Raw genomic sequence first — 15397 nt, 5'->3', positions numbered from 1 at the left:
TCGGAAGAGAGGCGTGGTATAGTAATATACCCACCGACTCAAACAACTTAATGAGCAAAATAGCGAAATCTACATCTAAGCGTCAAAGATTTAAAATGCGTAAAGCCGCTAACGGAATTAGAGTTAAGATTAAAAACTTGGTGAAAGATTTACATAACAAAGTAGCTGCATTCCTGGTGAATAACTACAAAGTTATATTTCTGCCAACATTTGAAACATCTTCCATGGTTCTTAAATCAACAAGAAAGATTAACTCTAAATCAACTAGAAATATGCTGACTTGGAGTCACTACAAATTTGCCGAGCATTTAAAACAAATGGCCTTAAGAAAAAATGTTTTAGTTGTCAGGTGCAATGAATCTTACACATCTAAAACCTGCCCTAGCTGTGGTCATGTCCACGAAAAACTAGGAGGCAATAAAGTATTTAAATGCCGCGAGAGAAAACCTGCTCAAAATTGCCAGCCTTTACCAGTTAATGGTTTGGGGTCACAAATAACTTGTGAAGTGGCGGAGAGCGCCTCCCAATAACTCAAGATTATTGACCACAAAACAGCCTCTAAGGCGCTCTCCGCTTTCGCTGGCAATTTTGAGTAAGTTTATTGCACCCCTAACTGCAATTATCAGGCTCCAAGAGACGCAAACGGCGCTTTTAACATTATGTTAAAGGCTTTGTCGGCAACGACCTTCACTGTAACTAGTGACGCTATACTATTGACTGATTCAGCTAGTAATAGTTAGATTTGTCAAGGTTAAATGTTGCACATTACTTCCTTAGCTGCATATATATGCAATGTGCCTATAGCCTTAATTAGCTTTGTCGATCTGGATAGACAGTGGTTTAAATCAAAAGTTGGTCTTAATGTTAACCAAACTCCTCGTGATATCTCATTTTGTAATCACACTATTCTCGATCAGTCCACGATGATTGTAAATGATGCACTTCAAGATGAACGTTTTGTTAATAATCCTTTAGTTACTTGTACTCCCAATATACGCTTTTACGCAGGTGTACCATTAACTACTCCTAGGGGTCATTCACTTGGTTCTCTGTGTGTAATTGACCATCAACCAAAAGAATTATCAGAATCTCAGAGAAAAACTCTAGAAGCCCTAGCACGTCAGGTGGTAGCATATTAAAATTACGAAGGGTTTCTGCTCATTTAGCGGATGCTTTGGAAAAAATCAAGATTATGGAAGGTTTAGTGCCTATTTGTTCTTATTGTAAGGTATACGCAATGACCGAGGCTATTGGTCAAATGTGGAAAATTTTATTCAACAATATTATGATGTAAACTTTACCCATGGAGTTTGTCATGTCTGTATGCGAGAACATTTCCCTGATGTTTCTCAAATCTTGTTAGGAAAACAAGACAATGTAGACGGTAATCTTCTTATAGAAGATGAGTGTTATTAATTATCATCTTCGGCGCCACCAAGTAACTACCGCTACTAAAAATCCCAAGATCGGGACAATAACTAAAGCTAACCAACCAAGAATACCTGTTTGTATTAATGTTAGATTAATACGCCGATTTTGAGGTTGTTTGGGACTAATAGACAAAATAGCATCTTCGTCTCCAATTAACCAACTAACAGTATTGAGAAATACATCACTATTGAGTTGTTGGCTAAACCAACCATTAGTGGCAAAATTAGCATTACCGAAAATTACCAAACGAGAGTTATCACGAGTTAAGGCTACTCCTATATCTATAGGTCCTGGTATATCTTCTTGTTCATTAAATTCTATCTCCTCCTCATCTAATTGAGTTTCAGCCCAAGTTTGTTCCTCTGTGATTAATAAAGCCACCGCTTGAACATCTGGTAACTGTTTCGTACTAATTGGTCTAGCTAAATGATATATCGACATTTCATTGCCAAAGGCATCGGTAATTGGGTGGCTTCCGTATCTAGTGATGATTACTGTAGCTGGCCCAAAACCTACTAAGCTATTAGTATTAGAAACATCAATAACTAATCTTTCGTCTAGTTGTATCCCCCAATCTTTGAGCAATTCTTCTAAACCAGGATCTGTGTCTGGTTCTAACATCAGTAGTAATCTACCTTGTTTTTGTAAATAATCTCTTAATGCTTTGCTTTCTCCTGGTATCAGCTTTTTTTTAGGACTAACCAAAATTAAGCCTCTGGCATCTTCAGGAATTTTCGAGACTTTAGCTAAATTCAAAGTTTTCACTTGATAGCCAAGATTTTGTAAACTGTTGACTGCTTCTGATAACCCCCCAGCTACTTCCGTTAATTCCGGTTCCCCATGTCCTGTGATAAAATAAAGGGTGAAATTTGGTGGAATGCGATCAATGTTGGCGATCGCTGTAGTTAGTTTAGCTTCCAGGAGACGTTCTTCTTGACTAACTTTTTGTACTAATTTGCGTTGATTCTCATATTCTATATATACCTCTCCTGAAGAACTAATTTTAAATTGATTAGCTAGTTGTGGTTGCATTTGTGGATTTACAAACTCAAAGCTTAACTTGGGATTCTCACGACTATAATTAGTTAACAAGGCTTGATCTTCCGGATTAGCTTGTGCTTCAAATACCCAGATTTTTACTGGTTTTTCTAAACTGTTTAATACTGCTTGGGATTGAGGTGAGAGAGTATATAGTTGATTTTCTGTTAAATCAATTCTTACTTCATAACTAACTACTAAAAAATTTATACATACTAATATACCTATAAATATACTTGTGGTCACAATTGCTTTAGTACTTACTTTTGTAGAACGCTTCTGCCAAAATTTCTCAGTAATAGGAAGACGAGCTAATAACCAGATACCAAGCATGATTAAGCCTATAGCGATCAAGGAGTTAGGAATTGGTGGCGAAACTTGATATACTATCTTCAGGATTAATCCTATAAGTATTATTAGTAGTCCTAGTATATATAAATATCTAATAGGAAGATATATTATTAACCAGATACTAATCATTACTAAGCCTAAGATTATTAAGTAAAGAGGAATTGGGAACCAAATTTGATACACCATCCCTAATATTGACCCTAGAAGTATTATTAATAATCCTAATATATATAAATATTTTGAATATCTCATATTTGAGATTAACCGCCTAATATACTGCCACATCTATAATATGATCATTTTATAAACACTTAAATTTTTTCTATAGCAATTCCCATACTCATGAGTTACATTTTTTTTGTTCCTTGCTAATCCTTTAACCTTTCTCAGTAGACGGAAAAACGCTATATAAACAATAAAACACCCCTACCGATAGTAAGGGGCTTGACTGTTATTGTTCTTACTTTTGTAATTCATTAACTATCTCTGATCTGTAAATGCTGATGATTACCAAGCTCAGAAATTCATTTTTTATAGCAATTAAATAGTAAAAAACCTGCTGATAAGATTTTGACTATTTCTAAACTCCAGTAACCTTCATGTAGATACACCATCATTGGAGACATAATTTCTTGGCCTTCAAATAAATTTAGAGATATTCCTAACCCACTCATTTGAGGTGTTAATGAATAAGTATCTATCAGGGTAATTGCTAACAAAGTGACTGCTACTACAATTAATGGCACATTGATTTTTTGTTGCAAATATTGATAACTTAAAATTGCTGTCAGAATAATTCCAGCACAAATCAGTTCTATGTGGTTAAAAATGCCGAACATTAAATAACCAGCGCTGGCAAAACCCCCTTGAGTCATCATTCCCGCTGAAGACAAACTAGGAATAATTACTAAGTCTAAAATAGTTATTCCACTTATCCAAAAAGCCAAAGTTAAAATCGCAAATGTTGACCAATTTAGTGAGTAAAAATTACGATTAGAAGCTGTATTCATAAAATCACCTCAGATTTCTCTCTCTTCTACTAGCTTAACTTAGAAATCACCTCATTAATATCAATAAATGTTAAGTTATTTGTCTAGCTTTGTGTTGAATTTCTGTAATAGTAAAAACTGAAAGAAAATTGAGCCCTTGTGCCTGGTAAAATTCTTCTCCTCCCTGTTGGCGATCGACTAAAGCAATTACATCAGAAACTCGGTAACCCGCTTCTCGTAAGCGTTCCACAGCCTGCATCGCTGAACGTCCTGTGGTAACTACATCTTCTAACACAACAACCAGGGAATTATCTGCTAGGGATGGACCTTCTATATAAGCTTGAGTCCCATGACCTTTGCTTTGTTTGCGTACAATTAAACCTGGTATGGGTTTGTTTTCTAAAGCTGAAATCACACTTACTGCTGTAACAATGGGATCGGCGCCTAGGGTTAAACCCGCTACAGCCTGTGTGTTTGGGGGAAGCTTATGGAGCAATATTCGACCCACAGCTAAGGCACCTAAGGCACTTAAGGTGATTTCTTTACTATTGATATAATAAGTACTACGTTGTCCCGAGGAGAGAACAAAATCTCCCTCTTTGTATGCTTGTTGACAAAATAGGTCTAAAAGTAAAGCACGTAAATCGGTTAAATTAGCGTTGGCAAAAGTAGAAGTTAAGTTTGAGTACATTTTTCGGGTAATTAACAATTATTCAGTTAAAATAGTGTCAAGACATTATAAACATGAAAAAGCATTATGAAAAAGTCTTTAAGTTTCCTATTAACTTTAGCAACTTTAGTAGGTGTGAACGGAATGAGTAATTTTGCTCAAGCAGAAACCCTTGAATCTTTAGAGGGAAGTTCTACGAAACCATCTACCCAACAATCTACCCAAGCAACAGATAATATGGAACCTCTAAAAGAAGAATTTACTCAGACAGAAAGTATACAAGAACAATTTTATCGTGCTTACATTCAACATAGTGGTGATTTTTTTAGAAGTGTTTCTGTTCCCAATCAGTTTAATATAATTTTGGGATACGACCAATTTCCTGAAAATCAGATTGCCAAAGATGCCTCTATACTGGAAATTTTAACGAAGGATTATTTACAACAGATGACTATATCTGAACCTCTGAGAACTAGAAACTTACCTAATCCCTATCAAGAGTCTATACTGACCAATCCTGGTTATATTGAACCCCTTACTCCTTGATGTTCTGTGAGCAGATCGGAAAACCAAGATTTTGAAAGTTTTTAGGGCATTAAACTTATAATATATAATGCCCTTCAATCCAGGGTGCAGGAGTTGAACCTGCCTCGCACAAATTATGAGTTTGTTGCCTAAACCGCTCGGCCAACCCTGGTTAAGTAAGATTTATTAACTCACTTTTATTATAATAGCATAAAAGAAAGTAAATAAAACATTAAGTTGAATAAAAAAAATATGAATTCTCTGAAAAGCAAAATCAACTTGACTTTCTGCTTGATCCTAGCTTGGTTAGGTTTGATTATCGCCTTGGGGACAGCCTCAGGGATATTCTCCTATAAGATTGGCCAAAAATCATTATCACAAGTACAAGATCCAGAAATCAAACGGAATCAATCTTCAGGGGTAAAATCAGTAAATAATCAAAAGTTAATCTCCGAACAAGAGGTGCTGCTGAAGGTAAATAATTATATAGAATTGCAAAAAAATCAATCAATTGAGACTAGTACTGAATCAAAAACGGAGAAAGTGTCTGGATCTAATGAAATTTAACTTATTTTTAGCTATCATAAAGTTTTTTACTTTGCTGAGGTACAAGAAACTAAGGCAAAAAATAAGGGAATATGTGCTTCATAAATGTGAAACCTGGGGAAAAAAAACTATGTTCGTTTCTAAGGCAGGATAATGAACACAGCGATGGCTACCTCAGATATATTATTAAGGTTATTATCTGTATTTTTATTGATTGCTATTAATGCTTTCTTTGTAACGGCAGAATTTTCAATTGTTTCCGTAAGAAGCTCAAGAATTACACAATTGGTGGCAGCAGGAGATCTCCAAGCCCAAACAGTTCAATCTTGGCAGCGCAGTATTGATCGCCTACTTTCTACTACTCAACTAGGTATTACACTGTCGAGTTTGGCTTTGGGTTGGATAGGAGAAGATACTATGGTGGTTTTTGTGCAAATGTTAATCTCGAAGATTCCTCTAAATTCTGAGATGACCACAATAGTTGCCCATTCTCTGACCATACCTATAGCCTTTTTGATAACTGTTTATCTGCAAATTGTCTTGGGAGAGTTATGTCCTAAATCAGTAGCTCTATTATACTCAGAAAAACTGGCGCGAATTTTAGGGGCACCTAGTATGGCGATCGCTCGTTTGTTTAACCCTCTAATCTGGATTTTAAATCAATCTACTCGCTATCTACTCAAATTACTCGGCATTGAATATACAGGTCAAAGATGGTATAACCAGGTAACACCAGAAGAACTAAGACTGATTATCAATACAGCCAGAGAATCCACAGGATTAGAAGTAAAAGAAAGAGAACTACTCGAAAATGTGATCGAATTTGGTGACGTTCAAGCCTATGAAGTGATGGTCCCAAGAACTGAATTAAGGGCAATTGCTAAAACAGCTACCTATAAAACTTTACTCGAAGAAGTAGCAAAGACTCGCCATTCTCGTTATCCTATGACCGGAGACTCTCTCGATGATATCCAAGGGATGATTGATTTAAAAGATCTCGCCTCCCCCCTAGCTGAAGGGGAATTAACCTTTGATACACCTCTAGAACCTTGGATGAAACCAGTACGATTTTTACCAGAATCAACTCTTCTTAGTGATTTATTAAAACTCATGCAGCGATCTGGTCTGAAAATGGTTATGCTATTAGATGACTATGGTGGTACTTCGGGTTTAGTAACTCTACAAGATCTCGTCTCAGAAATAATCGGGGATCAGCGAGACAGAAATAATCGCACCGAATCTGAAATAGAAATCTACGACGAACGTACATTTTTAGTCAAAGCGCAAATAAATTTAGAAGATCTTAACGAGTTTTTGGGGTTAGATTTTCCTTTGACTGATGAATATCAAACCTTAGGAGGATTTATTTTATACCAATGGCAAAGAATTCCCAACCAAGGAGAAGTTCTTAACTACCAAAATCTAGAATTGACTATAGAAAAAGCTTCAGGTCCACGTTTAGATCTGATCCGTATTCATCGCCGAGTCTCTCCTCCCGAATTAAGTAAAAATAATGGGCAAGCCGCCGAAGAATCAATCTCTAGCAACGGCGATCTCCCTTAATTATTTCTGGTTAAATCAATGAAATTAATAGTAAATATTCTTGCTATCTGCCGTAAAGAACTCTCTAGCTATTTTGCTTCTCCCTTAGCTTATAGTATTGCTGGCATTTTTTGGTTAATTTCTGGTTACTTTTTCGTGTTTATTCTCTTTGAAGAAGGCGGTATTCTTCAAGAAGTCGCTAAAAGAGAACAAATGGGATTGACTCTACCTCCCATTGATGTGGCTTATATCTTCTTCGGAGATTTTTTTAATATCATGGGTACTTTGATTCTCTTTATGTTACCTTTGCTTTCTATGGGTTTATATGCTGAAGAAAGAAGACTCGGGACTCTGGAACTGTTGTCTACTTCTCCTCTTAGTAACCTGGCTGTGGCTATTGGTAAACTGCTAGGAGTAGTTATATTTTTTTTTACATTAATCATACCCATAGTAATTTATGAAATGATTATCTTGAATGCCACCAATCCACCATTTCCCCCCATGATTAGACTTCTAGCCTATTTAGGCTTAATGTTATTAGCAACTGCGGTTTTATCCTTGGGAATGTTTATCTCTTCTCTAACTCAAAGTAATTTGATAGCTGCTTTATTTACCTTTGCTGTAGTTCTAATACTCTGGATAATTGATTTAATTGGCAATAATTTAGGAGGCGTTTTCGGGAAAATCATTGCTCATTTATCTCTACTCAAGCACTATGATAATTTTATTCGAGGAATTTTTAGTACTAGTAGTCTAATTTTATTACTTAGCTATATAATTTTAGGGATATTTTTAACTACCAAGTCTATTGAGGCTTTACGATATGATCGTTAAAAAAGCTTTAAATTTTCCCAATTAACGAAGGTCGAATTCCTAAAAGCTGACTTGTTGCCAGAATTCTATTGACCAGGTCACTATAATTAGGTTATTCTCATTCAAGAACAAAAAGATAATCAGGGCGTGAAGTTAAATCATTGAATGCATATTGCTTGGTTAGGAAAAAAATCACCTTTTTGTGGTAACGTAACTTACAGTAAAGAAATAACAAAGGCTTTACTAGAAAGGAATCATCGAGTTAGTTTTTTACATTTTGCCGAAGAAAATTCTCATTTATCAATCAATGGCGACTGTAAAGAAGTACCTCTACCATTTATTTATAAGTCCCAAGTCTACACAATTCCTACTTTACATTCTAGTAAAGTACTAAAACAATCTCTTCAGCAACTGCAACCGGATTTAGTTCATGCTTCACTAACTTTATCCCCTCTAGACTTCTTATTACCAGAAATATGTCAATCTCTTAACCTTCCTTTAGTAGCGACATTTCACCCGGCTTTTGATCAACAAAAATTACGTAATTTTAAAGCTAGTACTCAATTTCTGGCCTATCAATTGTATGCTCCATTTTTAGCTCAATATGACCGAGTCATCGTGTTTTCTCGTCTTCAAAGAGACCTATTAATCAAAATGGGGGTTAACCCAAAAAGACTAGTAATTATTCCCAATGGAGTAGATACAATTAAATATTCTCCGGGAGTTTCCACAATTAAACAAGAGTTAAAAGCTAAACATCTTTTTGTTTATCAAGGGAGAATTGCTACAGAAAAAAATATTGCCGCTTTACTCAAAGCTTGGAAACATTGCCAACTTGGCGAAGAAGCTAAATTAGTAATGGTGGGAGATGGAACTTTGGCACCTTGTTTAAAACTAAGTTATGGTGAAGCTGATGGGGTTATCTGGTTAGGTTTTGTTGATGATGAACAAAGACGCATCGAAATTCTGCGGGGTGCTGATGTTTTTATCCTCCCCTCTTTAGTAGAAGGTTTATCACTATCTTTACTAGAAGCTATGGCTTGTGGAGTTGCCTGTGTGGCGACTAATACTGGCGCCGATGGAGAAGTAATTGAAGGAGGAGCGGGAGTAGTGCTTGATACCAAAGAAGTTACTACACAATTAAAAACTTTATTACCTATATTACGAGATCAACCAGAACTAATTAAATCTCTACAAATAAAAGCTAGACAAAGAGTATTAGAACGTTACACCCTTAGTAATAACATTACTCGTTTAGAAAAAGTATATACTGAAGTATTAAAAGATCGTAAATTTCAGTTCACTCATTTATCTTAGATTGTAATTTTATGAGCATCACCCGTACTATTTGTCTCGGCTTTCTGACACTAATTACTATTGGAACTTTTTTATTACTATTACCAATTTCTACTAGTTCTGGAGACTGGAATGATCCCATTATTGCTTTATTTACAGCAACTTCTGCTGTTTGCGTTACTGGACTAAGTATCGCCGACACTGGTACTTACTTCTCTTTTTGGGGAGAATTATTTATCTTAGTATTAATTCAAGTTGGTGGTTTGGGTTATATGACTACCATGACTTTTTTAATTTTACTCTTTAAAAATCGTTGTGATTTAAGACAAAAACTAGCTCTTGGTGAATCTTTTGACCGTCCTTTTTTACAAGGGAGTAATAACTTATTAATTTCGATTCTCGCCACCACTGTTGTGTTCGAGTTAACTGGAACTTTTTTAATGCTTTATCACTTTCTCTTTGTACAAGAATATGAGTTTAAACAAGCTCTATGGTACTCTACTTTTCATAGTATTAGTGCTTGGAATAATGCAGGTTTTAGTCTCTTTTCTGATAGTCTCTCTAGTTATCGCTCTTCTATTTTAATCAATATAACTATTTCTATGCTGGTAATTTTTGGTGGTCTTGGTTACCAAGTAATTATCACTATGTATGTTTGGTTTATCAGTCTTTTTAAACAAAAAACCGATAGATTTATTTTTTCTCTTAATTTTAAAGTAGTAACTAGTACTACTTTGTTGTTGTTACTTTTGGGTACTGTGTTGTTTTTCTTTTCTGAGCATAGAAATATTGATACACTCGCTCCCTTAACCATATCAGACAAGATTTTAGCGGCTTGGTTTCACTCAATGACAACTAGAACCGCGGGTTTTAATACTATTGATATTGGCGCTATGACTACTGCCAGTTTATTTTTAACTATGGCTTTTATGTTTATCGGCGCAAGTCCTGGCGGCACTGGTGGAGGTATTAAAACTACTACGGTGAGAATCTTATTCAATGCTACTCGTTCTGTGCTAAAAGGGCAAGAAGAGTTGGTAATGTATCGTCGGGAAGTGCCGATATCTCTTATTTTGAAAGCCACGGCGGTGGTTTTTGGCTCTCTAACTATGGTAGTGATAACTACTCTACTAATTTCTATATTTGAAGGAAGAGGAGTTAATTTTATTGAAATTTTATTTGAGTCAATTTCTGCCTTTGCTACCGTAGGTTTATCTACAGGCATCACAGCCAAATTATCTTCTCTATCCCAACTAGTTTTAATTTTTACTATGTATGTCGGTCGCGTAGGGGTTATACTTTTTATGGCAGCAATTGTTGGGGAAACTCGTCCCAATATCGTGCAATATCCCTCGGAAAATTTGTTAGTTGGTTAAATTGATTGATATACCCATAAATAAGCTCAAAATAAGGTAAATAATGTGGTTAATTTAAGCTCTCTGAAAATATTTAACAACATGCGCCGAGACCTTCGCAGACAATTTGCGATAATCGGCTTAGGTCGTTTTGGTCGTTCTGTGTGTCAAACTCTACATAGTCTCGGTTATGAAGTAATCGGTACCGATATAGATGAAAAGAGAGTAGCTCAAGTTTTACAAGATCAACAGGCTTCTAATGCAGTCCAATTAGATTCTACACAGCCAACTGCTTTAAAACAAGCAGGAATTTTTGAGTTTGATACAGTAATTGTGGCGATTGGAAATTATTTACAAGAGAGTATCGTGACTACTCTCAATCTCAAAGAAGCAGGAGTAGAACAAGTGGTAGCTAAAGCTTCTTCGGAAATTCACGGCAAGTTACTCAAAAAAGTAGGCGCAGATCTAGTGATTTTTCCAGAACATGACGCAGGCAAAACTTTAGCTTATACTTTGACAAAACCAGCAATTCTTGACCGCTTTGAGCTAGATCCTGAACATAGCATCGTAGAAATTGCTGTACCTTCAGAATTTCATAATAAAACTCTCGCTGAATTAGAAATTCGTAAGCGTTACGGCTTAAATATTATAGCGGTGGCAGATTTGACAGACAAAGAGAAATTTGTGATTACTCCACCTCCAAATCAATATCTCTATGAAGGACTAACTATGGTAGTAGTTGGTTCTAATAAGGCAATCAAAAAGCTACCAATATAAAACGAAAAGATGAATATGAGTCAAAAGAAAATACCGATATTAGACCTCACTCAACAATATCAAAACATCAAAGGGGAAATAGATGAGGCGATCGCTCGTGTACTTACCTCGGGTCAATTTATTCTGGGTTCTGAGGTTAAGCAATTTGAAGAGGCAGTGGCTAACTATCTAGGCGTAAAACATGCTATTGGCGTTAATTCTGGGACAGATGCCTTGATGATTGGCATGAGGGCTTTAGGAATAGCCCCGGGAGATGAAGTGATTACTACTCCCTTTTCCTTTGTAGCTACGGCTGAATCAATTAGCAATATAGGCGCTGTACCCGTATTTGCAGATATTGATCCCCATACTTTTAATCTTGACCCTCAAAAGATTTTAAAGGCTATTACTAAAAAAACTAAAGCCATCATGCCTGTCCATCTCTATGGCTGTCCCGCTGCTATGGCAAAAATTACAGAAATTGCTCATCAATACCAACTGTTAATTATAGAAGATTGTGCCCAGGCTTTTGGCGCCCGCTATTATGCTGATTGCTACTCCTGTCAAGATGATTGTCAATCTACTACTAGAGAAAACCTCACAGGTAAGTATGTAGGGACAATTGGTCATCTCGGCGCTTTTTCTTTTTTTCCTACTAAAAATCTCGGTGCTTATGGCGATGGCGGCTTGATTGTTACAGATGATTCTTCCGTGGCTGAATTAGCTTCTATGTTGCGTGTACACGGTAGCAAGCATCGATATCGTAATGAGATACTTGGCTACAATTCTCGCTTAGATAGTCTACAAGCTAGTATCTTGAGGGTCAAACTTCCCTACGTTGATACCTGGAATCAAAAAAGATACCAAGTTGCTAGTAAATATAATCAACTCCTCCAGGATATTCCTGAAATTATTACTCCTAACCTGGAAAAAGGTCATGTATTCCATCAATATACTCTTAAAATTGCCGAACACAACCGAGATCCTCTTCAAGAATATCTTCATACCTTCGGTATTAGCAGTATGACTTATTATCCTGTTCCTTTGCACCAATTGCCTGTTTATGCTAACCAATATCCTCAATTTTCTGTGAGCGAGTTATTGGCTACTCAGGTTTTGAGTTTGCCTATTTGGCCTGAAATTAGCAGCGAGACGATTGAAACCGTCTGTGGGACTGTGTTTGAGTTCTTTAAATCCTAATCTCTTTTGATAAATATGTAAAGTTATGTAACGAAAATGCTGTCAAAATGGTAAAACAGCTTGACAGAAAAAAAAAAGCACGTTATTCTAAAAATCAATACCCGGGTACAAGAAGTAAAAGTTAAAATGCAAGAAAAGCAAAAAATAACACTGTACATTCCACCAGGTTTACACCGTCAACTGAAAATAAGATCAGCAATAGACTCAGAATCTATGTCAGCATTAGTAGAAAAAGCAGTAAGCTTTTATATAAAACACTCTGACATAGTAGAAGAAACCGGAGGAAATAATCACGGAAAAACTCATCAAGTACACGTTTGTCCAGAATGTAATGCCGCAATGGTATTAAAAGAAGGGGAAATGGTATCACTGAAAAATCAACCCAGTGTAATAGAGGAGGGTTTTCCAATAGAAATAACCGAAACGGTTAATAACAAGAGTAAAGCCGAAAATAAAGCCCAACAAAGTCAGGGCGAAAGTAAAGGAAACGAAAGTAGACTAACAGAAACAAAAGAACAAGAAAAACTTGTTCACTGCTAAGTAAATAATACTAAGTAAAGTAAGTAACTTTAAGTAAGTAATACTAAGTAGATGACCATCAACAACAGCGAAATCAATGGAAAAGCCGTTTAGAGCAGGGTCGATGATATGAAAGAAGAACTAAGTGTACTAATAGAAGCGCAATATCCCTTAATTTATCTTGTAACCTCGGAAGAAGAACGAGCAGAGCATGAAATAAATAAAATAGCGCAAAAAATAAATCAGCATCGACGTATGTATGTGTGGACGGTAACCCATGGAATCGTTGAATATGGTCAGCCGAAGCAGACAACCCAGCACAATACTGTTTCACCAGAAGCAGCAATAGAGTGGACAATTAGGCAAAGAGACCCGGGAATATATGTATTTAAGGACTTACATGCCTTCATAGAAGCGCCACCGACAACACGCTGGTTAAGAGATGCGATCGCCAGTTTCAAAGGAACAGAAAAGATTATAATTTTGATGTCGCCTTTGCAAAGCGTACCCATAGAACTTGAGAAGGATACAGTAGTTTTAGACTTTCCTTTACCCAATATGGGAGAATTAAATCAAGTTTTATCCAATCAATTGGAGAAAACTCAATTGGAGAAAACAAAAGGAAAGCGCACCACTACCGAAGTTAGAGAAAAGCTTCTCAAGGCAGCTCTAGGATTGACTAAAGACGAAGCAGAAAAAGTTTATCGTAAAGCACTGGTAAAAGCAGGACGCTTAACGGAATCAGAGGTAGAGATAATTCTTACTGAGAAAAAACAATTAATTCGTCGTAATGGTATTTTAGAGTATATAGAAGAAGATGAAACCATAGATAGTATAGGTGGTTTAGAGGAATTAAAGCGCTGGCTTAAACAAAGAGCAGATGCTTTTACAGAAAGAGCGAGAGAATATGGACTACCTCAACCCAAAGGAATGCTAATTCTAGGTGTACCAGGGTGTGGTAAATCGATGATCGCCAAAACAACCTCTAGGTTGTGGGGATTACCCATACTACGTCTAGATATGGGCAGAGTATATGATGGCTCAATGGTGGGGCGATCTGAAGCGAATCTGCGTAACGCGCTGAAAACAGCCGAATCTATCTCACCAGCAATACTCTTTATAGATGAACTAGATAAAGCTTTTGCCGGGGGTACAGGTTCAGCAGATTCAGATGGAGGAACATCTAGTAGAATCTTCGGCTCTTTCTTAACCTGGATGCAAGAGAAAACATCACCAGTATTTGTAATGGCAACAGCCAACCGCGTCGAAAGACTCCCAGGAGAGTTTTTAAGAAAAGGACGCTTTGACGAAATATTCTTTGTAGATCTTCCAACACCACAAGAAAGGGAAGACATATTCAATATTCACCTAGCTAAACGTCGCTCAGATATTAGCCGCTTCGATATAGCACAATTAGCTAAGGTGTCAGAAGGTTTCTCTGGGGCAGAGATAGAACAGGCGGTAGTAGCAGCAATGTATGATGCTTTTGCTCAAGACCGTGAATTTAGTCAACTTGATATCATTGCAGAAATCAAGGCGACTCTACCTTTGTCCCGGACAATGACTGAGCAGGTTAGCGCCCTAAGAGATTGGGCCGGACAGAGGGCGCGTCCTGCCTCAGCCTCCGTCGCTGAATACCAGCGATTGGAGTTCTAACAGGCTTTCTACTGTTGACTTACACAGCAGAAAGGCTAGCGACTTGCTAGCAGTTTCAAAACCATAAAAACAAACGTTGTTGTTTAAATTCATTCTATCAGGAGGAAATCTCAATGTCCCACTTCAGCACTCTTCGTACTAAAATCACCGATGCTGAAATTCTTCAAGCTTCCTTGCGCGACCTAGGAATCAGTGTTAAAAATGAAGCTGATGTCCGTGGTTACAATGGTCAACGAGTTCGTGCTGAAATCGTTGCAACTTTAGAAGGAGATTACGATTTAGGTTGGTCTCGCAATAGTGACGGTTCCTTTGATCTTATCGCAGATCTTTGGGGTGTTGCTAAAAAACACAATCAAACTGAATTGATTAACTCTATCAACCAAAAATACGCAGTAAACAAAACTCTCTCAGAAGTTAAGCAACGTGGACTGCAAAATGCTAACGTTAAAGTCGTTGTTCAGTAAGAGCAATCTAATAAACTGATTTAAATAAAAAAATGGGTTAACCCAGTCTCGGGTGACCCTTTTTTTTATGCTTTACTTGGTTAATCATCTCTTTTCCCTAGATTCGCTACACTACAAGGGGAAAGTGTAACTAAATAAACAGAAATTTCTTGTTGAAAAATATATGGTTGAGAAAAATTACTGAGAGACCAGTCAACATCCCACCACTATAATCGGAGTACCGATTATAGTGGGGGCTTGCAAAAG

17 protein-coding genes and 1 tRNA gene are annotated in these 15397 nt (G+C 36.7%); 14 read left to right on the top strand and 4 right to left on the bottom strand.

The window, feature by feature from the left end:
* From MW688_RS13305 to MW688_RS13295, 3 genes are all read left to right on the top strand, one after another.
* Positions 1-530, top strand: a 530-nt coding sequence (locus tag MW688_RS13305; RefSeq protein WP_486736490.1) for a zinc ribbon domain-containing protein, incomplete at its 5' end; no start/stop codon positions are given.
* A 225-nt stretch (positions 531-755) separates the two neighbouring features.
* Entirely contained in the window at positions 756-1139 is a 384-nt protein-coding gene (locus MW688_RS13300) for a GAF domain-containing protein (protein WP_486736489.1), read from the top strand.
* A 121-nt stretch (positions 1140-1260) separates the two neighbouring features.
* Positions 1261-1416 carry a hypothetical protein gene (locus MW688_RS13295; protein WP_486736488.1) on the top strand — a complete coding sequence of 52 codons (156 nt, stop codon included), beginning with the start codon at positions 1261-1263 and terminating at the stop codon, positions 1414-1416.
* A gap of 3 nt (positions 1417-1419) precedes the next feature.
* Here MW688_RS13295 and MW688_RS13290 read toward each other — a convergent pair whose 3' ends face one another.
* From MW688_RS13290 to pyrE, 3 genes are all read right to left on the bottom strand, one after another.
* Positions 1420-3072, bottom strand: coding sequence for a GldG family protein (locus MW688_RS13290; RefSeq protein WP_486736487.1), 1653 nt, complete (start codon positions 3070-3072; stop codon positions 1420-1422).
* Positions 3073-3344: 272 nt separating this feature from the next.
* Entirely contained in the window at positions 3345-3830 is a 486-nt protein-coding gene (locus MW688_RS13285; protein ID WP_486736486.1) for a hypothetical protein, read from the bottom strand.
* A 70-nt stretch (positions 3831-3900) separates the two neighbouring features.
* A complete protein-coding gene (gene pyrE / locus MW688_RS13280; RefSeq protein ID WP_486736485.1) occupies positions 3901-4500 on the bottom strand; it encodes an orotate phosphoribosyltransferase in 600 nt (199 codons plus the stop codon).
* Between the two features lie 66 nt (positions 4501-4566).
* On the opposite strand from pyrE, the gene MW688_RS13275 reads away from it, so the two are divergent.
* On the top strand, positions 4567-5025 hold the full coding sequence (locus MW688_RS13275) for a hypothetical protein (RefSeq protein WP_486736484.1): 459 nt from the start codon (positions 4567-4569) through the stop codon (positions 5023-5025).
* A 78-nt stretch (positions 5026-5103) separates the two neighbouring features.
* Here MW688_RS13275 and MW688_RS13270 read toward each other — a convergent pair.
* Positions 5104-5176, bottom strand: a tRNA-Ile gene (locus tag MW688_RS13270).
* Between the two features lie 80 nt (positions 5177-5256).
* On the opposite strand from MW688_RS13270, the gene MW688_RS13265 reads away from it, so the two are divergent.
* The 10 genes from MW688_RS13265 to MW688_RS13220 all read left to right on the top strand — a co-directional run bounded on the left by MW688_RS13265 (position 5257) and on the right by MW688_RS13220 (position 15151).
* Complete coding sequence (locus MW688_RS13265; RefSeq protein ID WP_486736483.1) at positions 5257-5571, top strand: hypothetical protein; 315 nt, start codon at positions 5257-5259, stop codon at positions 5569-5571.
* A 144-nt stretch (positions 5572-5715) separates the two neighbouring features.
* Complete coding sequence (locus MW688_RS13260; protein ID WP_486736493.1) at positions 5716-7113, top strand: hemolysin family protein; 1398 nt, start codon at positions 5716-5718, stop codon at positions 7111-7113.
* Between the two features lie 18 nt (positions 7114-7131).
* Positions 7132-7926: an ABC transporter permease gene (locus tag MW688_RS13255; protein WP_486736482.1), complete on the top strand. Its 795-nt coding sequence runs from the start codon at positions 7132-7134 to the stop codon at positions 7924-7926.
* Between the two features lie 144 nt (positions 7927-8070).
* On the top strand, positions 8071-9222 hold the full coding sequence (locus MW688_RS13250) for a glycosyltransferase family 4 protein (RefSeq protein ID WP_486736481.1): 1152 nt from the start codon (positions 8071-8073) through the stop codon (positions 9220-9222).
* An 11-nt stretch (positions 9223-9233) separates the two neighbouring features.
* Positions 9234-10577, top strand: coding sequence for a TrkH family potassium uptake protein (locus MW688_RS13245; protein ID WP_486736480.1), 1344 nt, complete (start codon positions 9234-9236; stop codon positions 10575-10577).
* Positions 10578-10658: 81 nt separating this feature from the next.
* On the top strand, positions 10659-11333 hold the full coding sequence (locus MW688_RS13240; RefSeq protein WP_486736492.1) for a potassium channel family protein: 675 nt from the start codon (positions 10659-10661) through the stop codon (positions 11331-11333).
* A 15-nt stretch (positions 11334-11348) separates the two neighbouring features.
* Complete coding sequence (locus MW688_RS13235) at positions 11349-12512, top strand: DegT/DnrJ/EryC1/StrS family aminotransferase (RefSeq protein ID WP_486736479.1); 1164 nt, start codon at positions 11349-11351, stop codon at positions 12510-12512.
* Between the two features lie 126 nt (positions 12513-12638).
* Positions 12639-13052: a slr0373 family blue light stress response protein gene (locus MW688_RS13230; RefSeq protein WP_486736491.1), complete on the top strand. Its 414-nt coding sequence runs from the start codon at positions 12639-12641 to the stop codon at positions 13050-13052.
* A 108-nt stretch (positions 13053-13160) separates the two neighbouring features.
* Positions 13161-14687, top strand: a complete 1527-nt coding sequence (gene ycf46, locus MW688_RS13225; protein WP_486736478.1) for a stress-responsive protein Ycf46 — start codon at positions 13161-13163, stop codon at positions 14685-14687.
* Between the two features lie 113 nt (positions 14688-14800).
* The gene (locus tag MW688_RS13220; protein ID WP_486736477.1) at positions 14801-15151 is read left to right on the top strand and encodes a DUF1257 domain-containing protein; all 351 of its coding nucleotides are present in this window, start codon (positions 14801-14803) and stop codon (positions 15149-15151) included.
* The last annotated feature ends 246 nt before the right edge of the window (positions 15152-15397 follow it).

This window comes from Johannesbaptistia floridana (assembly GCF_057440575.1).
This window is presented reverse-complemented; position numbering and strand designations above follow the sequence as displayed.